Genomic DNA, 18,659 nt, shown 5'->3' on the forward strand with positions numbered 1-18,659 from the left:
CGCGGCCGGTCTCGACCCGCTGCGAAACCGCTTCGAGATCGAGGCGGGGCTCGAAGCGGGCGGTTACCTCAGGGAAGGCGACCGGTTACCCCACGATTAAGCCCGTCCTACCGCCGTCACCCGCACGGTCCGGGCCATTTCTCGGTCAATACCGGCGAGTATCGAAATAATTGTCTTGAGTCGCCGCATAGACCGAGCATTGGCTCAGAGCTAAACCGACGATGCACGAGAGGCACGCGGTAGCCGTTACGGGTGACGCTGAGGGTCCGGATCGTCCGGCCCTTCCGCGTACAGCTGGGCGGTGAGACGGTTCTTCGAGATGAGACCGGCAGCGAGCAGCAGCCCGCCGACGACGAGGTGCGCGAACGGTGCGAGGTCGAACAGCGCGGTTGCCAAAGCGCCCGCCAGCATCGTAGAAGGCAGCACGATGGCGACCAGCATGAGGGGCAGCGTCAGCGCTTTCGCGAGGGCCAGAACCAGGATGAGCCATCGTTCCCAGCCGTCCAAGACGCGCTGCGTGATGACGAACCATGCGGCCGCGACTCCGATGACGACGTAGGCGACTTCCAGCGCGGTTCCTAGAAAAGGACCGAACAGGGCGCCGCTGACGGGCAGCACGGTCATCAGGATCGACACGAACAACCCCCATCCACCGAAGATGATCAGCAAGACCTGGGTTACGCGCTGACGTTGCCGCGGCCGATCGAGCGGCAGGCCGATCGCGAGAATGATCATGGCGGCGAGCACAGCGGTCTGGGCGAAATAGCCGATGGCTCCGCTGGCCAGGAACTGCGGAAGGAGCGGTGCTCCCCCGACGAATCCGAAATCGGTACCCAGCCCGAAGTTGCGCGGCATGAGCCACAGCAGACCGGCTCCTGCCAGCAGTCCGCCCGTGAGTGCGACGGTTCTCGGTTCTCGCTGCGTCGTAAACATGCTCACCCCTCGATCGCCTCGCACTTCCAGTGTACGCGGACCGACGTGCGCTACTGCTGGAAGCCGCTCTCGATGCGCTCCCGCCAGGGGATGCGCCGCTCCAATTGCCGACCCAGTGCGAGCAGGCCGGCTTCGTCACCGGGCCGGCCTATCAGCTGCACGCTCATCGTGAGCCCGTCATCGAGCGCGTGCACCGGCAGCGACAGCGCGGGCAGCCCGGTGACGTTCACGAATGACGTGTGCGGCGTGTACTGACACTGTCTGCGGAAATTCTCCTGCGGATCTTCGCCGTGCCAGCCGACCGGACGCGGAGTGAGGGCGGTCGTCGGTGTGACGACAGCGTCGAACGGGGCGAACGCGGCGAGCACCGTCTGCTCGAATTCGACGAATCTGCGCTGCGCATTCACGACGCGGTCGGCAGTTATACGCTTACCCGATTCGATGAAGGTCTGCGTGAGCGGTTCGAGCAACTCGAACTGTTCCGCGCTCACCGGCAGTGACGCGGCGTTGAAGTGCCAGAGCGTCACGAACTCGTCCGCGTATCCCGCCAGGTGCGGCATTTCGATCTCCTCGATCTCATGCCCCGCCGCGGTGAGTTCCCGCACCGCGGTCTCGACAGCCGCCTTCGCCTCTGCACCGATGGGTGTCGGGCAGAAGTCCTCCCAGGGCGTCGGCCCCGTCAGCACGGCTATGCGAGCGCGCGGCCGATCGCCGCGAACCGCGCTGGCCAGCAGCGAACCGTCGTCGAGCTCCGGGCTCCTCAGCGTCGTGCGGTGCACGGTGCTGCCGTGTTGTCGCGGGATCATGCCGTCGAGCAGGAGCGCTGCATCGGCCACGGTCCGTGCAATCGAGCCGGCGACCGCGAGCTGCCCTATGCTGCCGAGCCCGCTCGCTGCTGGGATTCGACCGCGGGACGGCTTCAGCCCGACGAGTCCGCACGCTGCCGCAGGGATGCGGACCGAGCCTCCAGCATCGCTGCCAGGCGCGAACGGCACGAGCCCCGCTGCGACGGCGGCCGCTGCTCCCCCGCTCGAACCGCCGGCGCCAAGCTCCGAACGACCGGGAATCGTGGTGTGGCCGGTTGCGAGACTGGAGGTGTAGCCCGAGAACCCGAACTCGGGTGTCGCGGTCTTGCCAATCGAGACGATGCCCGAAGCGTCCAGCTGCCGAGTCAGCGCATCGGATTCAGGAGGCACGAAGCCCGCGAATGCCCGCGAGCCGAAGCCTGTAGGGACCCCGGCACGCAACTGGAGATCCTTGTCTGCCGTCGGGATGCCGTGCAACAGCGCCGTGCGATCATCCGCGTTATCGAGTGCCCTTGCGCGTTCGAGCGCGAGCTCGGCAGTCAACGTGACGAAGGCGCCGTGATCGTCGAGCCGCTCTGCTCGATCAAGTAGTGCGCGCGTGGCCTCTTCGCTCGAAATCTCGCGCGAGTGCATGCGCTCCCAGAGCTCCAGCGCCGTGAAGTTCGCGATGTCGTGCATGGTCTCAACCGTATCGGCCGGCCCGACGCCGCAGCCTCGCCCTCTCCGTGCGCTCGCGCATCTGCTCTCGCGTCGCGTAGTTCGTCAGCTGTTCGAACGGGTCGCGCCCCGGCAGCTTCGGAGCCTCGGCGAGAATCGCCTCGACAGCTTTGTCGAGCTCCCAGTACTCACCGATCTGCACCCCTTGACCGGGGTTGAAGTGCCGCAGCCTCGCCGCATACCTGGTCTCTTCTCCGACCGTGATCTGCGTAATCGTTCCGCGATTCACGCCCGCGACCGTCACGAGCCACATGCCCAACCCGAGATCGGTGAGCGTCGCCTGCACGTCGTGCGCAGCCGCGGCGGCATGAGCGTCGGCTTCCGCGCGACGCTTCGACTCCTGCCACTCGTCGAACTTCGTCATGCACCCATATTGCACCCGACTGCCGACACGCGCGAGGAAGTCAGCGGGCGAGCAGCCGTTTCGCTCTAGCGCGCACGGACGCGGAGTACGGCAGCGTGGCTGCCGCGAGAGCGAGAACGAACGCCGGGATGCTCGTCGTCAGACTGAAGAAGAGCCCCGTCGCGACCGTCGATCCGCTCAACAGCGCGGGATGCCAGCCACCGGGGCTCGACACCACGAGCGCCAGCGACTGCAGCGGAATCGCGAGCAGCAGCGCGAGCACGACGACAAGACCTCCGACAGCAAGGACCGATCTCGCGGAGAGCGTCTCCGAGCGGCTCCAGGACAGCCACCAGTCCATGAATGCCGCGGCCAGCCCGAGAGCGACAACGTGACCGAGGCTCGCGCTGAGTGCGCCTGCGACTTCGACGAGGGACTGCGAGACGCACCAGATGCCGCCGGTGAGCGTCATGCCCAGAACATAGAGAAGAACGAATGGTGGCATGGGAACGGTGTCGGTTCTCCTTCGAACCGGCTTCCACCTCCTGAGTGCATGCACAGTGCGAAGCCGATGTTCCTGCCTCGCGCTCGGTACCGTGTGGGACAACCCGACCGACTTTACGCCCCTCGCCCCTGAATTCGTTAATTGACCGAGTAGCGAATCGCGGTTCCTCGGCCTGCTTCGCTAGGGTTCGATTCGCCAGTCGATGGGGTCGGCCCCTTGCTCCTGCAGGAGCCGGTTCACGGCCGAGAACGGCTTCGAACCGAAGAAGCCACGGGATGCGGACAGCGGCGACGGATGCGGGCTGGCCACTTGCGGAACCGAGCCGAGGCTCCCGCTCAGCGATCTGGCTCCCGCGCCCCACAGGACAGCGACGAGCGGACCTCCGCGACGGGTCAGCGCAGCGATGGCGCAGTCCGTGACGTCTTCCCAGCCCCAGCCCTTGTGCGATGCTGGAGCGCCGGGAGCAACGGTGAGCACGCGGTTGAGCAGCAGGACGCCCTGCTCCGACCAGCGGGTGAGGTCGCCGTGCTGCGCCGGCGGGATGCCGAGGTCGTCGCCCAGTTCGCGATAGATGTTCTGCAGCGACCTGGGCAGTGGTCGCACGTGCCGTTCGACAGCGAACGAGAGCCCGATCGCGTGGCCGGGTGTCGGATACGGATCCTGGCCGACGATCAGCACCCGAACATCCGCCAGCGGCTGCGTGAAGGCGCGGAGGACGTGCTCCCCCGCAGGCAGATACTCCTGCCCCTCGGATCGCAGACGTTCGCCGATCGACCGGATCGTCGGCTCAACGGGGCGAAGCGCCTCGGCCCAGTCGGGTGCGATCAGCTCTGCGAGCGGCTTCACCACGCGCGCTCACCGGCCAGTACGGTCACCCTCGTGCCGTTCTCGCCCGACTGCGCCGCCCAGACGTTACCAACGCCTGCGACTTCGAGCCCGCCCGGCGAGACGATGAGCGATGTCTTCTCGTCGATTGCAACCGCCTGCTCGGTGAGGCCCGCATCCACCATGGCGACAGCCCGCGAGAGCGTGCCCTCCTGCGCGGCGTGCACGTCGACCACGAGGTCTACGAGCCCGAGGCCCGCATCCAGCGTGAGCTCGTCGAGTTGCTCGCTGTTGCGCTCGGGGGTCATCGGGACTCCTCCGACGCGCCACCCTCCCAGCAGCGCGGTATCGCCCGCGATCATCGCGCCGGCCGAGAAGCCGCCGTACGGCACTCCGCTCGCGACAAGCCCCCGCACGGTGTCGGCGAGCGGCATGACGGCCGCGTGATAGCCGGGCGTGTGCCCGCCGCCGACGAAGATGGCGTCCGCATCCGCGAGATCCGAACCCTGCAGTTGCCGCTCGGCCGTCAACTGCACGATACGCACCTCGGCGTCGTAGCGACCGAGATCTCGCAGGTACTCGTCGTGCCAGCGGACGCCCTCCTCCTCGGTGCGCGACCAGAGTATACAAACGACCGTGGGCTTCCTGCCGGCGCGTGCGCGGGCATCCTCGAAGAACCTGCCCGTCCAGTCCGACTCGTCCTCGGCCCAACCGCCGCCGAACAGGTGAATCGCCATACGTGTCTCCCTCTATGTCTGCATCGAGCGTAGTCGTTTCGGTATCAGGCTCGGCGGCAGCCAGCGACGGACGATGCCGCCGAACGGCGTCGATTGCCGCCAGAGTTCGCGCGAGATGGCGCGGACAGCGGCCACGTCGTAGGGCTGCAGCACGGCATCCCGTCTGCCGAAGGATGCCGACTCGGCATCCAGCCGCATGCGTGCGAGCGTCTTCGCCAGGTCGTCCGGGAGGTGTTCGCGCAGGAGCAGCACGACCTGCGCGGCCGTCGCGCCGGGCGGGATGCGAACGCCGACGTCGATCGCCGTGTCGAGCACTTCGTTCCAGGCGCCGACGACACCGGCCCGTCTTCGCAGCGTTCGCCGCGCTCCCCGGATCAGCACCGGCAGCACGACCACGAGAACGATGCCCAGCAGCACAAGTGCGGCTGTCGGCACGGGGGTGGATTCCTCTTCCTCTTGCGTTTCGCTTTCTTCGCCATTCGGTGTGGCCTCGTCGGAGGGACGCAGCTCGTCGTTCGGGTCGTTGGGGTCGTCGGAATCGCTCGGAGACGGTTCTTCCGAATCGGTGGGCGTCGGAGACGCGTCTTCGCTGGGGGTCGGCGACGGCGACTCGGTCTCCGTCGGTCGCGGCGTTGGAGCGGTGCCGTCCGGCCCGAACGGATTGCCGCCCGGATCGGATGCGCGCGACTCGCCCGCAAGAATCGCCGGCGTGACGTCGTAGCTCACCCAGCCGAGCCCTTCCAACTGCACTTCCGTCCAGGCGTGCATATCGTTCGTCGTGACGGAGAAGCTACCGTCATCCTGCCGCTCGCCGGGCAGAAAGCCGATCGCGACCCGGGCAGGAATTTCGAGCGACAGGGCGAGCGCCGCGAGCGCAGACGCATAGTGCACGCAATAGCCGACGCGCTCCTCCAAAAACGCGTGCAGCGCCTGCCACTGGCCCTCCTGGTCACTGCCGAACCCAGCGAACGGTATCTCCTCCGAGTACTGCCAGTCATCAGCCCTGAACCATTCGACGAGCCGATCCATCATCGCGACATCGCTGCCGGCATCCCCGACGATCTCCTCCGCGAGCGGACGCAGTTCCTGGACTTCACTCGGGAGCGTTTCGAACAATCCCCAGCCGCGGGGTTCTCTAGAGATCTCCTCGAACACCATGGGGTCGGGAATCGTCCTGGTTGCGGTACCGTTCCACTCGTACCCGAGCGGCAGTTCCGCAGCATCCGGCTGCAAGAGCACGCCGCCTGTCATGCGATCCTGGCCGGCGACTCTCTCCTGCTGGCCCGGGATGAACGTGACATTGGTCGGCACCGGGAGATACTGCGTGACGAAGCCGGTGCTTTCCGCCGAGAATTCATACTGACCGGTTGTCAACGGCGTCGGCTCGGTTCCGGTCAAATAGGAGGAGATCTGGTCCTCATCGTACGGAGACTCGGCAAACCCTCCCTGCGACGTATCGCTCAGCGCCGTCAGTCTGAAGTACGACGGGTTGCCGTCCGATGTTCTGTACCGCATGATCTCGACGGGGTCCGGGCGCTGGAGGTGCGACGAAAGGTCGATGTCCTCCGACAGCACGGGCGAGGCGGGGGCAAACCAGCCGGATCTCGTGAACAGGTCGGGCATCCGCCAGCTCAGCCCGCGCGGGTCGGGCAGCGCGAGCGGCAGCGCAAGCACGATCGCCGCCGAGGCCGCAACGATCGCGAGCCCCGTTTTCTTCGATCGAGCGCCCCTGATGCGCTGACCGCAGGTCAGCAGCGCAACGACGAGCAGCAGCGACACCGGCACGAGCAGCAGCGGTTGCATGTCGATGCGAATGGCCATCGGCATGAGTGCCGGCAGGAGCATCCAGGCAACGGCCAGCGCCGGCAGACGGACGACGCGGAGCACGAAATCGTTGAGGAGCGTGAACACCCCCGCGGCCAGCACCATGACGGTCGTCTTCGAATCCGATGCCGGGAACGGCAGCTCCGTGTACCAGGCCATGTTCCAGACGCCGTTGCCGATGCTGAAGCCCAGCGACTGCAGCAGCTCCCACAGCGCCGCGCCGCTGAGCGCCGGCTCCCAATCGCTCACGAGCGCTTCGCGCAGCACGAGGATGAACGCCAGCGCAGCCGCCTGCAGCCACCAGGCGAGCGCTCGTGTTTGCAGCGAGTCGGCACCGGATGCTCTGACACCGGTTCCGATCGCGACCATGATGCCGACCGCGAGCGCAGCGGCGAAGATCCACGACCATCCCGTCGCCGGCGCGGCGGTGATGAGCCCCGCGAGGGGCAGGGCGAAGAGCAGCGGTGCGACCGCGAGGTCGTTGCGCCCGCGAGAATGAGCTTCCTCACGCTGCCTGCGGGTGGCGTGTGCGCCCGTCGGTCCGGTCACGTGAGCATCCCCTCGAGGCTCATCGCTTCGAAGGGAACCAGCGGAATCCGCTCGGCCCTGCCGCGCTGCACGACCTCGTCGGACGCACCCCACACGGTGTCCTGCGTGCCCAATTCGCCGATGAATTCGCGCACGTTCGCAGCCGGCCGCTCACCGGTGATCACGTGCACTCGTTCGCGGCTCCCGGGCGAAGGCAGCGAAGCGGGCTCGGCGACATCGAAGTCGGCAAGCCTGCTCACGAGCTCATGCTCCCCCAGTTTTCCCGCGTACGGCGGCAGCGCGGGCTTGCCCGACTCGACGACGCGGATGTCGAGCCCGTGCTCCGACAGGGTCACGAGCAGCGACGCAAAGGTACGAACGGCGTCGTCGAATTCGTCGCGATCGCGGTAGCTCTCTCGCACCGTGTCGAAGACCACCGTGACGCTCCCGACGGAGGGCGGTTCCTCTTTGCGGGCCATGAGACGATCGTGTTTCGCGCTCTGCTTCCAGTGCACGCGACGCATACCGTCTTCTCGCCTGTGGTCGCGCACGAGCTGATCGACCTGGTCGGTGACGCCGAGCAGGTTCGCGTACGACTGCGACCCGAAGCCGCTCTGCACGAGCGACTCGAGCGAGATCACCTGCGGGCCCACCACGAGATGCTGCCTGCCGCCCTGGCTGCTGCGGAAGTACCAGACGCCGAGTGCGTCGACAGCGCGCACCCTGAGCGGGACAACGGGGTAGACCCCTCTCGAGAGGTCACCTGTGAAGATCGCGCCGCGCTCCCCCTCCAATCGCGTCCACGGCGTCCAGTGACCCGACGCGATCGAACGCCATCGGAATTTACCGCCGACGAAGGCGGGGTCGGCGTGCAGCATGATGTCGTCGCCTGCTCCCTCGCGAACGTCCGCGGGCATCCGCATCTCGAAACGACCTCTGCGAATCACAGGAATCAACGACAGTGCACCGATCATGACGACCGCCAGCAGCAGAACGCCCGGCACCAGCAGACCCCGCTGGCCAGTCCCGTAGGCGAGGAAGAGGCACACCAGGCCCGCGAGCAGGAAGATCCCGCCTCGGACCGTTGGGACGATCATCGCGTCGCTGGCACCCGCGATATCGGCGGCACCGGCGCTTTCGCGAGTGCAATGTGCACGGCTTCCGTCGCGTCGTCGTAGTTCGCACCGCCGTCGCGCATGACGAGCCTGTGCGACAGGATCTGCGGTGCCAGTTCGCGCAGGTCCTCCGGCGACATCCAATCGCGGCCCTGGATATAGGCGGAGGCCTTCGCAGCGCGAATCAGCTGCAGCGTCGACCGCGGCGAAGCCCCGAGCCGCACCTCCGGCAGGTCACGCGTCGCTCTCACGATGCCGACCGCGTAGCGCTCGACCCGTTCGTCGACGTGAACGGTGCGCGACGCCTCCGTGTGACGGGAGAAGTCGGCGAGATCGATCACGGTGCGGATGTCGTCGATGGGGGCGTTCGTATGCCGGGATCGCACCATCGCGAGCTCGGCCGATGCATCGGGGTACCCGATCTCGAGCCTGGCCATGAATCGGTCTCGCTGCGCCTCCGGCAGCACGAACGTGCCGTCCATGTCGAAGGGGTTCTGCGTCGCGATGACCATGAACGGCCGCGGCAGCACATGGGTCGTGCCGTCGATCGTGACCTGGCCCTCTTCCATGCACTCGAGCAGCGCCGACTGCGTCTTCGGGCTCGCCCTGTTGATCTCGTCGCCGATCACGATGTTCGAGAACACCGGCCCCTCGTGGAACTGGAAACTGCGCTGCCCCGAATCGTAGATCGTGACGCCCGTGATGTCGCTCGGCAGCAGATCGGGGGTGAACTGGATGCGGTGCACGGTGCCGCCGATCGCAACCGCGAACGCGCGAGCAAGCTGCGTCTTGCCGACACCTGGAACGTCTTCGAGGAGCACGTGGCCACCGGCAAGCAGCACGGTCAGGACAGTACGAATCTGCTCGGTCTTGCCGTCGATGACTCGGGCAACTTCGCGCTCGATCGCCGTCGCAAACTCCGCCGTCACGGGACTACCGGTGCTTCTGCAGGAAGGTCGCTACGGAGCGCGGCACGTAGGGGCTGATGTCGCCACCCAGTGTCGCAACCTGCCGCACGAGCGACGAGGAGACGTGCCCGTGCTCTGGGGCTGTCAGCAGGAAGACGGTTTCGACCTCTGCGAGATCGCGGTTCACGATCGACATCGGGGTCTCGTACGAGAGGTCGACGTTCGATCGCAGCCCCTTCACGATGATGTTCGAGCCCACCTGCTGCAGGTAGTCGACGAGCAGCCCCATCGACCAGTTCGTCACCTCGACAGGGCTCGAGATACCGCGCTCCTGAATCGCTTGCCGGATGAGCGATTCGCGCTCGGGAACCGGCAGAAACGCCTTCTTATCGGGGTTGTGCACGACCAGCACATGGACTTCATCGAAAATGCCCGCAGCGCGTTCGATGACGTCTAAGTGCCCCAGGGTGACCGGGTCGAAGGAACCGGGCACGACAGCGATGCGAGACATGATTTCGATCCTACCGCGGCTCGGTGTCAACTGGCATGCAACGCCGCGCGAGCATCCGGATCCAGTCGATCTTTTACCGAATTGCGCAGCACGTCGTGGTGCTGCAACCGCGGGTCACGCTCGATGAGATGCTCCGCCGCCTTTCGCGCACGCACGATGATGTCGCGGTCGGACGTCACCTGCAGCACCCGCAGACTCGAGACCGCACCGGATTGCCGCTGGCCGAGGACATCCCCCTCGCGGCGCTGCGCAAGGTCGAATTCGGCGATCTCGAAACCGTCGGTCGTCTGCGCGAGTGCCGTGACGCGATCGTCGGCTGCGCTGCCCGGTGCCGCTCTCGTAACGAGCAGGCACAGCCCTCCGTGCTCGCCTCTCCCGACACGGCCGCGCAGCTGATGCAGCTGGGAGAGCCCGAAGCGTTCCGCATCCATGACGACCATGACGGTCGCGTTCGGCACGTTGACGCCGACCTCGATGACGGTCGTCGCGACGAGGAGGTCGAGCTCGCCCCCGGCATACGCTCGCATCGTTCGCTCTTTGTCGTCGCTCGACATCGCGCCCGTGAGAGGAGCCATCCGGATGCCGTCGAGAGCCGAGAGCGTTCGCATGTTCAGCAACGTCGTCTCGACGTCCGCCATCGCGAAACGCGTGGGTTGTTCATCCGCGAGCTGCGAGCTCTTCTCGACTTCCCCCGGTGCGATCGCGGGGCAGACGACGAACGCCTGGCGCCCGCGCGCGACGTCCTCCGCGATGCGACTCCAGACCCTGTGGAAGTGCGCCGGCTGCTGGTCCTGCTGCACGACGAACGTTTCGATAGCCGCTCGGCCGGCCGGCATCGTGCGCAGTTCCGAGACGTCGAGGTCGCCGAACGCGGTCATGGCGACGGTGCGAGGAATCGGTGTAGCGGTCAGCAGCAGCGTGTGCGGTGAGATGCCTTTGCTGCGCAGCGCCTCCCGCTGGCGGACGCCGAACCGGTGCTGCTCGTCGATCACGACGAGCCCGAGGTCGGCGAACGACGTCTTGTCGCTAAAGAGCGCGTGCGTGCCGACGATGATGCGCGATTGGCCGCTGGCGGCAGCAAGAGCGGCTTTCCGTCGTTCGCCCGCCGTCTGCTGCCCCGTTATGAGCACCGGATGCAGCTCCTGCGCGAGCTTGCCGAGCTGGTTCACGATCGAGGTGAAGTGCTGCGATGCCAGCACCTCGGTCGGCGCGAGCATGACCGACTGCCCACCGCTCTGCGCGACCTGCAGCATTGCTCGCAGCGCAACCACGGTCTTACCGGAACCCACCTCGCCCTGCACCAGCCTGTTCATGGGATGCGCGCGCAGGAGATCCGCCCCGATCGCTTCTCCGACCCGCTGCTGGTCGTCGGTGAGCTCGAACGGCAGTTGGCGATCGAATCGCGACAGGAGCTCGCCCGCCGGCCTCATCGTCGAAGCGATCTGCTTGTTGAATTCGCGCATCGTCACGAGATAGGTCTGCAGCAGCATGGCCTCCCGCCACTTCAGGCTCGTGGTCGCTGCCGCAAATTCCTCCTCGGTCGTGGGCACATGATAGGCGGCGAGCGCCCTCCCGAACGGCAGCAGACCCTCTTCTGAACGCACCGCATCCGGCAGGAGCTCGGGGATCTGGTCGACGTCGATGAGCTCGAGCACCTTGCCGATCGCTTTGCGGATGGCGATCGACGTCAATCCCTTCTTCGCGGGGTAGACGGGCACGAGCCCTTCGGCCCACGACTCCTGTTTCGAGGAGTCGAGATCGTCGAATACCTCCCACTCGGGATGCGCGAGCTGCAGCTTCTTGTTGAAGCTCGAGACCGTGCCGGAGAACAGCCCCGACTCCCCGACTCGCAGCTTCTCCCGTTGCCACTGCGGCATGTTGAAGAAGACCAGATCGAGTGATCGTGCGCCGTCGGAGATCGTGATGACCGTGCGCGAGGGCTTGCGGCCGCGAGGCCCGTACCGCTGTTGCGGATCGATGGTCTGGACGCTGGCGATGCGGGCGGCGACCGTGACGAAATCCTCGACGGCGAGCTCGCTGAAGTCCGTGAGGTCGCCGCGGCGATAGTGCCGCCGCGGCAGATGCCACAGGAGATCGCCGACCGTTTCTATGCTCAGGTGCTTCTTGAACTTCTTGACGGTGGGCTCAGCCAGGAAGGCGTCGAGCGGTCGCTCCATGATCGGAAATGCACTCGATGCCCTGCCCTCACCCACAGCATCAGCGTAGTCGCAGCCTCCGACGGCAGCGTGCGTTTCCCGTGTTGTGGTCAAATGGAGTCGTGACTCGGATCATCGCAGGGCTCGCGGCGCAGACGTCGCTGTCCATTCCCTCCTCCGGGACACGACCCACGAGCGATCGCGTACGAGAAGCGCTGTTCGCCGCGCTCGATGCGCGTGGTGCGATCGACGAAGCGCGAGTACTCGACCTCTTCGCCGGCTCGGGAGCACTCGGGCTCGAAGCGGCGAGCAGGGGTGCCGCATCCGTCGTGCTGGTCGACAGTGCGAAACCTGCCGCAGCAGTGGCTCAGCGCAACGCGAACGCAGTGGCCGAGCGCGGAGCGGCTCGCGCATCGGTCGTGACGCAGCGGGCCGAGCGGTTCCTCGCCGATTCGGACGCCGAGTTCGATCTCGTGCTCATCGACCCTCCATACGACCTCGACGCAGGCGTGCTGCACGAGACGCTCACGCTGCTCGTCACGCTGCTCGCCGACGACGCCATCGTCGTATTGGAGCAATCGAAGCGTGCGGGAGCGCCCGACGTGCCCGGGCTCGAGCTCGAGCGTTCGAAGAAGTACGGCGACACCGTCATCCACTGGCTTTCGCCGACGCTTGGCTGAGCTGGCATCGCAGGGCAGAGCTATCGTGGCCGGGCCGAGCTGGTATCGCAGGGCTGGGCTATCCTCGCAGGGCAGAGCTATCGTGGCCGGGCCGAGCTGGTATCGCAGGGCTGGGCTATCCTCGCAGGGCAGAGCTATCCTCGCCGGGCTGGGCTATCGTCGCAGGGCAGAGCTATCGTGGCCGGGCGGGCTATCGTCACAGACTGACCTGGCATCGCCCCAACCTGACCCACCAGCCGAAACAAGCCGCTCTATGCGCACACTTCTCGGTCTATGGACGGGATGAACGCGCTATACAGGCGTGTCGCCATGTATCGACCGAGAAGTGTGCGCGACCAGGATGCGCGTGTCGGCGTCTGTCAGCGTCGAAAAGGGTCCCAGCCGCGCTCCCGCACCGGTTCGCCATCGAGCGTGACCTGCGCTTCGCCGCCTCGCACTTCGCCGACGATGCGGACGCCCTCCGGAGGCGTCGATTCCTGCGGCAGTGTCGCGAGCAGCGCGTGATCCTCTCCGCCGAACAATACGTGCTCCAGTTCGACGCCGAACGCCTCCAGCGCTGCTTTGTCGAAGCGCATCTCGACCCCTGACGCTTTCGCGATGCGCCCGGCGTCGAGCACGAGTCCGTCGGAGACGTCCAGCATGGATGTCGCACCTGCGTCGGCGAGCGCGGGTCCGAGGTGGACGGGCGCGAGAGGCGCAACGTGGGCCTCGATGAGCCGTGGGTGTCTGCGTCGCAGTTCGTCGACGGGATGCTCACCGGCCGCCAGCAGCGCGAGGCCCGCGCCGGACATCCCCAGCTCCCCCGCGACGACGATGCGATCGCCCGCACGCGCACCGTTGCGCAGCACGGGTGTGCGCCCGCGCATGTCGCCGAGAGCGGTAACCGAGATCACGGTTCGCTCGGAAGTCGAAAGATCACCGCCCACGACACCGGCGCCGGGCGCGAGTTTCTGCAGGGTGCGGTTCGCTGCTTGCGCGAATTCCTCGAGACCCAGCACATCAATGCTGCCGCGGACGCCGAGCGCGATGACGAGCCCCGTCGGTTCTGCGCCCATCGCAGCGATGTCGGTGAGGTTGGTCGTGACGGCTTTTGTTCCGAGATCGGCGAACGTCGACCAGTCGTGCCTGAAGTCGGCGCCCTCGAACATCGTGTCTGTCGTGACGACGAGTTCGCTGCCCGCGCGCAGCACGGCGGCGTCGTCCCCGGGCCCGACCAGCACGTTGCGCGGCTGCGTCAGATATGGCAAAAACCGCTCGAGCGCGCCGCGCTCCCCGAGTTCCGCAATCGTCGCCACACGTCCCATTCTAGATTCGTTCGACGGCGAACGGGTCTCACCCCGCCCCGCTCCGCTTCACCTGACTGTGTCAACTTCTCGGTCGCTGGGGGACGACACGCCGAATATGAGCCTCGCCAACGCCAGGAGACCGAGAACTTGGCAAGCCGAGGAGGGTAGCCTGGAGGCATGGTGCGTCGTGTCCTGACTCTTTCCGCCGTCGGCATCGGTCTCGCGACACTGCTGACCGCGTGCGGCCCAGCGGGAACCGTCTCCGTCGATCCCGCGGAGAACGCGATCGACCCGGCATGCGCATCCGTCGTCCTGAACCTGCCCGAGGAGATGGGCACCGGTGAAGAGCCACTGCCGAAACGACAGACCTCGTCGCAGGGCACCGGCGCTTGGGGATCCCCCGCTGCGGTCGTCATGCGCTGCGGCGTGCCCGAACCGGGCCCGACGACCGACACGTGCATGCCGGTCGATGACGTCGACTGGATCAATGTGCACACCGAGGGTGACACGTACACGTTCGTCACGTACGGCCGCTCACCCGCTGTTGAAGTCACGATCGACACGACGCAGGTCACGGGCGTCGAAGCGCTGGGCCGCGTCTCCCCGGCACTCGGCAATACCGAGTTGTACGCGACGTGCGTCGGCTACGACGAGGTCGAGCAGCCCTAGCGCCGTACCTGGCCGGGATACTGCGTGCTGCGGGTGCGCGACGATCGGGGCCGTCCATGGCCCGAAAAATTCGCAGGCGGTGCCGAATGTATGGAATGTGCCCGATGTCGGGCTGATAGCCATACATTCGGCACAAACCGACAAAATCCCGACACCGGGAACAGATCACGCGATCCAGCGAGCACGACATCGGCCCCCCGCGGCGGAGAGCCCCAGCGGCCCTATACGTTCGCGTCAGCAGCGATGACCTCCGGCAGGAAGAGCCGCGCATCCGGCTGCCCGAGGTTCAGCCCAATCGCGCTTCCCGCTGGGATGTTCGCCGCGAGATCGCTGCCGAGCGCATTCACGTGCCGTTTGGTCTGCGTGACGAAGCCGCCGATCTTCTTCTTCGATGTGAACGCCAGGATGACGACCAGATCGCCGTGCGTGATCTGCAGGTACTTTCCGCTTGCGGGGTCGCGCGGATTGCCGACGACCGCGGGGACGACGAGTTCAGCGTCTCGAACAATGGCCCATGCACCCTCGTGATCGGTCGCTTCGATGTCGGCCAGCTGCGTTTCGATGTCACCCTGCATGCTTCCATCATTCCGTACGAATGATGCGTGCCTGTTCTCCGCCGTGGGGTTTCACGATCCGTGACAGCACGTTGGCACCGTGTGATCGTTCGATTCGACGTCGGGCGACCTTCGCTGCTGCGCGCCACGCGAGGCCCGCAAAGCACCCGCGAACTCCCTGCCGATGCGGGTCAGTGAGGCCCGGCCAGGACCACGTCGAGAACGTCATTGTCGTATGCGGCTGCCAGAATGGAGGCATGCCGTTGAACTTCACCGCGATCGACTTCGAAACCGCCAACGGCTCAGCTGCCTCCGCCTGCTCCGTCGGTCTCGTGAAGGTTGCCGACGGCAGCATCGTGGCGCGCGACTCCTGGCTGATCCGGCCCCCTCTGGGGCACGATGAGTTCCTCGCCTGGAATATCAAGATTCACGGCATTACACCTGCCATGGTCATCGAGGCGCCCCTGTGGGCCGACCAGCAGGAGCGGATTCTCGAATTCGCAGCGGGCGACGCCTTCGTTGCCCACAACGCCGGGTTCGACATGGGGGTCATGAAGTCGGCGGCGACGGCAAGCGGCATGCCCGTGCCGGAGTCTCGGTGGGCCGACTCGCTTCGCATCGCCCGCAAGACGTATCATCTCGACTCATACCGTTTGCCGTCGGCGGCCATGGCTGCGGGGTTCGAAGACTTTCAGCACCACAACGCAGCCGCGGATGCGGAAGCCTGCGCAGCCATCGTCGTGCACGCCGCCAAGCGGCACGAGGCCGCGGATCTGGAACACCTGCTGAAGATCTGCTCCGCCCAGTTCCTACGAATCGGCCCGGCGGCCGAAGCCGAGAAGCAACTCGACGCCTGGTGGCGCTGAGCGCATACACAAGGCTGGAACATATGACGACGTTAGAAGCGGACTACCCCGAGCCCGACGAGGACGCAACCATCGCGCTCGTCGAACAGTTACTGCGGGATGCCGGCCATTATCGGTCGCTCGAACAGTGGCAGTGGGTGCGCTCCGGGTCTTCTTCCCTCGTCGTCATTGCCGGTGATGCGGCCGTCAGAGTGGCGCGCGACGTCGACTCAGCCAGTGAGATTCAACGTGCGCAGCGACTCGTGGATTCGCTGCCGCCACTGACGTTCTCTGTGCCTCGATCCTTAGCTCCTGCGCGCAGTCTTGCAGGTGTGACGGCAATCGCGGTTGAACGAGTTGCCGGCGAGCCGCACCCGGCCGAGCCTGCCGACCCGCGAATCCTGCGTTCGCTACTCGACGAGATCCACGACATTCCGCTCGATAGCCTCCGACCATACCTCGCTTCCGCCCGAGCATTCTTCGGTGGAGCCGACTGGTATGACGTCATGCAACAGCGGGTGATTCCTGCCCTACCGGAATCCGTTCGACAGATTGCGCAGCGCCGGACGGATGCGCTGGCCACGCTCGAAACGCCAAAACTCGCGCTGAATCACACCGATCTGGGCGGAACCAACATCCACTGGTCCGCCGGAAGAGTCGTGGGTGTCCTCGACTGGGACCTCGCGTGCGAAGAGGATCCCGCGGAAGACCTCGCTGCGCTCGCGAACTGGCACGGTTGGCAGCTGGCGGGGCAACTCGCCGATGCGGATACCGTTCGGAGGGCTGCGGTGTTCCGCGACCTCTTCCCGATGATGGTTGTTGCGTTCGCGCTGCTGCGCAATCGACCGGAGCATGAGGTGCAACGCACCGTCGAGCGGGCCTCGCGCAAGCTGATGCAATAGCCCGTTCGCCTTCTTCGCAGCAGGTCTGCCCGGCTGTGTCGGTCGTGCGTGCGAGCCTTGTTGCATGATCGAGATTCCGACCGCACTCGCCGTGATCCTGCCGTTGCTGCTTGCCGTGCTGGCCGCGGGGCTCGGCATCCTCGCAGGGCTGTCGATAGGGCGCGCCCGTTCGGCCCCGCGTCTCGCAGAACTCGAGCGAAGCAATGCCGCTCTCGATGCGACGGTGCGGGGTTACGAAACGCAGCTCGACCAGGCGCGTGAGCACACGCAGGTTGCGCAACGGCTGCAACCCATCGCCGAGAGTCTGCAGTCGCTGAACCAGCGCGTGCAGCAAGTGGAGACCCAGCGTGCTCAGCAGCACGGGACGCTCTCGCAGCAGCTGCGGGCATCCTTGGAGAGCGAAGAGCGCCTGCGCGCCTCGGCCGACTCGCTCGCGAAAGCGCTGTCATCGTCGCAGTCGCGCGGCATGTGGGGCGAGACACAGCTGCAGCGGGTCGTCGAGTCGTCGGGGATGCTCGAGCGCGTGGACTTCGACGTGCAGGCAAACACAGCCGACGGTGCATCGCGGCCCGACATGGTTGTGCATCTGCCGGGCGACAGGCATCTCGTGCTCGATGCGAAAGCGCCCTTCGATGCCTACCTGCGGGCAACCGCGCTACCGGAGGGAGCGGAGTCTGCCGACGAGCGCGACGGATTGCTCACGGAGCACGCCCGAGCGTTGAAGGGGCACGTGGATGCTCTCGCGAAGCGCGACTACGCTCGCAAGGTTGCAGGGGGCCCCGAGCTCGTCATCTTGTTCCTGCCTTCTGAAGCCCTCCTGTCGGCAGCGCTGGATGCCGACCCCGCGCTCTTGGAGCACGCGTTCGGTAGGGGCGTCGCTCTGGCGAGCCCCGTCACGCTGTTCAGCGTGCTGCGCGCCATCGCCGCCTCCTGGACGCAGGTGAACGTCGCGGAAGACGCACAGCGCATCCTGCATCTGGCTACCGAACTCTACGAGCGCATCAGCACGATGGGAGGGCACATCGAGCGGATGCGCGGCTCGCTCGAGAAGTCGGTGCAGCACTTCAATGCGTTCACATCGACGCTGGAGTCTCGCGTACTGGTCACGGGCAGGAAGCTCGACGAGCTGAGCGCTGCGAAGTCGGTGCCGACCATCGATCAGATCGACACCGGGCCGCGCACGTTGACAGCACCGGAATTCTCTCCAGACGGCCGTTGACGCTCAGTGTCCGACGTGACCGTTAGCGTGTCGATATGACCGAACTCAGAATCGAACCGCCCTCTCAGAAGACTCTGCCAGCGCTGCTGAAGCTCGAATTGCAACCCGGGCAGGAACGTTTCGTAGCGCCCAACGTCGAGTCGCTTGCCGAAGCCTACGTGACGCCGACGGCCTGGCCGAGGGTGATCCTGCGCGGCGACGATGTCATCGGTTTCGTCATGGCCAACTTCGACCCCGAGAATGAACTCGAGCCGTTCCGCTGCGGCATCTGGCGCCTGAGTGTCGCGGCCGCCGCGCAGGGCACGGGCGCGGGGCGTTTCGCTGTGGAGGAGGTTGCGCGTGAGGCGCTGCGCCGCGGATGGACGCGGATGACGGTGCTCTGGGAGCAGGGAGACGGAGGCCCTGAGCGGTTCTACCTCAAGTGCGGATTCGAACCGACGGGCGAGCGGCTGTTCGGGGAAGTCGTGGGAGCCCGAACTCTGACGAGCGCGGGTTCCCGACGTTAGGCGAGCACCTCCCGCACCACAACGTGCCCGCTGGGTGCGAAAAACTTCGAAACATGATGGTCATGTTTCGAAGTTTTTCGCACCCTAGCT

At 66.2% G+C, this 18,659-nt stretch carries 19 protein-coding genes; 6 read left to right on the top strand and 13 right to left on the bottom strand.

From position 1 onward, the window contains the following. Positions 1 to 246: 246 nt before the first annotated feature. The 11 genes from Q0O95_RS08935 to Q0O95_RS08985 all read right to left on the bottom strand — a co-directional run bounded on the left by Q0O95_RS08935 (position 247) and on the right by Q0O95_RS08985 (position 11,965). Positions 247 to 933 (bottom strand): hypothetical protein, encoded by a 687-nt coding sequence (locus tag Q0O95_RS08935; RefSeq protein ID WP_293697533.1) that lies wholly within the window; start codon positions 931 to 933, stop codon positions 247 to 249. 50 nt (positions 934 to 983) lie between these two features. Continuing rightward, complete coding sequence (locus tag Q0O95_RS08940; RefSeq protein WP_293697535.1) at positions 984 to 2,417, bottom strand: amidase; 1,434 nt, start codon at positions 2,415 to 2,417, stop codon at positions 984 to 986. A gap of 4 nt (positions 2,418 to 2,421) precedes the next feature. Further along, a complete protein-coding gene (locus Q0O95_RS08945; RefSeq protein ID WP_293697537.1) occupies positions 2,422 to 2,820 on the bottom strand; it encodes a hypothetical protein in 399 nt (132 codons plus the stop codon). Positions 2,821 to 2,860: 40 nt separating this feature from the next. Beyond that, a complete protein-coding gene (locus Q0O95_RS08950; protein ID WP_293697539.1) occupies positions 2,861 to 3,271 on the bottom strand; it encodes a hypothetical protein in 411 nt (136 codons plus the stop codon). A 213-nt stretch (positions 3,272 to 3,484) separates the two neighbouring features. Further along, positions 3,485 to 4,153 (bottom strand): uracil-DNA glycosylase, encoded by a 669-nt coding sequence (locus tag Q0O95_RS08955; RefSeq protein WP_293697541.1) that lies wholly within the window; start codon positions 4,151 to 4,153, stop codon positions 3,485 to 3,487. Continuing rightward, positions 4,147 to 4,866 (bottom strand): Type 1 glutamine amidotransferase-like domain-containing protein, encoded by a 720-nt coding sequence (locus Q0O95_RS08960; protein ID WP_293697543.1) that lies wholly within the window; start codon positions 4,864 to 4,866, stop codon positions 4,147 to 4,149. The genes Q0O95_RS08955 and Q0O95_RS08960 overlap by 7 nt, the downstream gene beginning before the upstream one ends. 12 nt (positions 4,867 to 4,878) lie before the next feature. Continuing rightward, positions 4,879 to 7,239: a transglutaminase domain-containing protein gene (locus Q0O95_RS08965; RefSeq protein WP_293697545.1), complete on the bottom strand. Its 2,361-nt coding sequence runs from the start codon at positions 7,237 to 7,239 to the stop codon at positions 4,879 to 4,881. After that, complete coding sequence (locus Q0O95_RS08970) at positions 7,236 to 8,315, bottom strand: DUF58 domain-containing protein (protein ID WP_293697547.1); 1,080 nt, start codon at positions 8,313 to 8,315, stop codon at positions 7,236 to 7,238. The genes Q0O95_RS08965 and Q0O95_RS08970 overlap by 4 nt, the downstream gene beginning before the upstream one ends. Continuing rightward, positions 8,312 to 9,262: an AAA family ATPase gene (locus Q0O95_RS08975; RefSeq protein ID WP_293697549.1), complete on the bottom strand. Its 951-nt coding sequence runs from the start codon at positions 9,260 to 9,262 to the stop codon at positions 8,312 to 8,314. Before Q0O95_RS08975 ends, Q0O95_RS08970 begins: the two co-directional genes overlap by 4 nt. 4 nt (positions 9,263 to 9,266) lie before the next feature. Next, a complete protein-coding gene (coaD, locus tag Q0O95_RS08980; RefSeq protein WP_293697550.1) occupies positions 9,267 to 9,752 on the bottom strand; it encodes a pantetheine-phosphate adenylyltransferase in 486 nt (161 codons plus the stop codon). A gap of 26 nt (positions 9,753 to 9,778) precedes the next feature. Further along, a complete protein-coding gene (locus Q0O95_RS08985) occupies positions 9,779 to 11,965 on the bottom strand; it encodes an ATP-dependent DNA helicase RecG (protein ID WP_293697551.1) in 2,187 nt (728 codons plus the stop codon). 65 nt (positions 11,966 to 12,030) lie between these two features. Here Q0O95_RS08985 and rsmD point away from each other — a divergent pair, with 65 nt between their 5' ends. Then, entirely contained in the window at positions 12,031 to 12,588 is a 558-nt protein-coding gene (gene rsmD, locus Q0O95_RS08990) for a 16S rRNA (guanine(966)-N(2))-methyltransferase RsmD (protein WP_293697552.1), read from the top strand. A gap of 359 nt (positions 12,589 to 12,947) precedes the next feature. Here the strand turns inward: rsmD and thiL are convergent, their stop codons facing one another. Next, positions 12,948 to 13,892 carry a thiamine-phosphate kinase gene (gene thiL / locus Q0O95_RS08995; protein WP_293697553.1) on the bottom strand — a complete coding sequence of 315 codons (945 nt, stop codon included), beginning with the start codon at positions 13,890 to 13,892 and terminating at the stop codon, positions 12,948 to 12,950. A 159-nt stretch (positions 13,893 to 14,051) separates the two neighbouring features. Between thiL and Q0O95_RS09000 the strand changes: the two genes are divergently transcribed. Then, positions 14,052 to 14,543: a DUF3515 domain-containing protein gene (locus tag Q0O95_RS09000; protein ID WP_293697554.1), complete on the top strand. Its 492-nt coding sequence runs from the start codon at positions 14,052 to 14,054 to the stop codon at positions 14,541 to 14,543. A 221-nt stretch (positions 14,544 to 14,764) separates the two neighbouring features. On the opposite strand, the gene Q0O95_RS09005 is transcribed toward Q0O95_RS09000, so the two are convergent. Then, the gene (locus Q0O95_RS09005) at positions 14,765 to 15,118 is read right to left on the bottom strand and encodes a hypothetical protein (RefSeq protein WP_293697555.1); all 354 of its coding nucleotides are present in this window, start codon (positions 15,116 to 15,118) and stop codon (positions 14,765 to 14,767) included. A gap of 236 nt (positions 15,119 to 15,354) precedes the next feature. Between Q0O95_RS09005 and Q0O95_RS09010 the strand changes: the two genes are divergently transcribed. From Q0O95_RS09010 to Q0O95_RS09025, 4 genes are all read left to right on the top strand, one after another. Beyond that, positions 15,355 to 15,963, top strand: coding sequence for an exonuclease domain-containing protein (locus tag Q0O95_RS09010; protein ID WP_293697556.1), 609 nt, complete (start codon positions 15,355 to 15,357; stop codon positions 15,961 to 15,963). Positions 15,964 to 15,986: 23 nt separating this feature from the next. Further along, positions 15,987 to 16,844, top strand: a complete 858-nt coding sequence (locus tag Q0O95_RS09015) for a phosphotransferase (protein ID WP_293697557.1) — start codon at positions 15,987 to 15,989, stop codon at positions 16,842 to 16,844. Between the two features lie 64 nt (positions 16,845 to 16,908). Further along, on the top strand, positions 16,909 to 18,063 hold the full coding sequence (locus Q0O95_RS09020) for a DNA recombination protein RmuC (RefSeq protein ID WP_293697558.1): 1,155 nt from the start codon (positions 16,909 to 16,911) through the stop codon (positions 18,061 to 18,063). A gap of 35 nt (positions 18,064 to 18,098) precedes the next feature. Further along, on the top strand, positions 18,099 to 18,569 hold the full coding sequence (locus Q0O95_RS09025; protein ID WP_293697559.1) for a GNAT family N-acetyltransferase: 471 nt from the start codon (positions 18,099 to 18,101) through the stop codon (positions 18,567 to 18,569). Positions 18,570 to 18,659 lie beyond the last annotated feature (90 nt).

This window comes from uncultured Agrococcus sp. (assembly GCF_945915485.1).
Classification (GTDB): Bacteria; Actinomycetota; Actinomycetes; order Actinomycetales; family Microbacteriaceae; genus Agrococcus.

Bases quoted from the DNA above. Each gene is read 5' to 3' on its own strand.
- Q0O95_RS08935 (WP_293697533.1), bottom strand. From the start codon at position 933: ATGTTTACGACGCAGCGAGAACCGAGAACCGTCGCACTCACGGGCGGA.
- Q0O95_RS08940 (WP_293697535.1), bottom strand. From the start codon at position 2,417: ATGCACGACATCGCGAACTTCACGGCGCTGGAGCTCTGGGAGCGCATG.
- Q0O95_RS08945 (WP_293697537.1), bottom strand. From the start codon at position 2,820: ATGACGAAGTTCGACGAGTGGCAGGAGTCGAAGCGTCGCGCGGAAGCC.
- Q0O95_RS08950 (WP_293697539.1), bottom strand. From the start codon at position 3,271: ATGACGCTCACCGGCGGCATCTGGTGCGTCTCGCAGTCCCTCGTCGAA.
- Q0O95_RS08960 (WP_293697543.1), bottom strand. From the start codon at position 4,866: ATGGCGATTCACCTGTTCGGCGGCGGTTGGGCCGAGGACGAGTCGGAC.
- Q0O95_RS08970 (WP_293697547.1), bottom strand. From the start codon at position 8,315: ATGATCGTCCCAACGGTCCGAGGCGGGATCTTCCTGCTCGCGGGCCTG.
- coaD (WP_293697550.1), bottom strand. From the start codon at position 9,752: ATGTCTCGCATCGCTGTCGTGCCCGGTTCCTTCGACCCGGTCACCCTG.
- thiL (WP_293697553.1), bottom strand. From the start codon at position 13,892: ATGGGACGTGTGGCGACGATTGCGGAACTCGGGGAGCGCGGCGCGCTC.
- Q0O95_RS09000 (WP_293697554.1), top strand. From the start codon at position 14,052: ATGGTGCGTCGTGTCCTGACTCTTTCCGCCGTCGGCATCGGTCTCGCG.
- Q0O95_RS09005 (WP_293697555.1), bottom strand. From the start codon at position 15,118: ATGCAGGGTGACATCGAAACGCAGCTGGCCGACATCGAAGCGACCGAT.
- Q0O95_RS09010 (WP_293697556.1), top strand. From the start codon at position 15,355: ATGCCGTTGAACTTCACCGCGATCGACTTCGAAACCGCCAACGGCTCA.
- Q0O95_RS09015 (WP_293697557.1), top strand. From the start codon at position 15,987: ATGACGACGTTAGAAGCGGACTACCCCGAGCCCGACGAGGACGCAACC.
- Q0O95_RS09020 (WP_293697558.1), top strand. From the start codon at position 16,909: ATGATCGAGATTCCGACCGCACTCGCCGTGATCCTGCCGTTGCTGCTT.
- Q0O95_RS09025 (WP_293697559.1), top strand. From the start codon at position 18,099: ATGACCGAACTCAGAATCGAACCGCCCTCTCAGAAGACTCTGCCAGCG.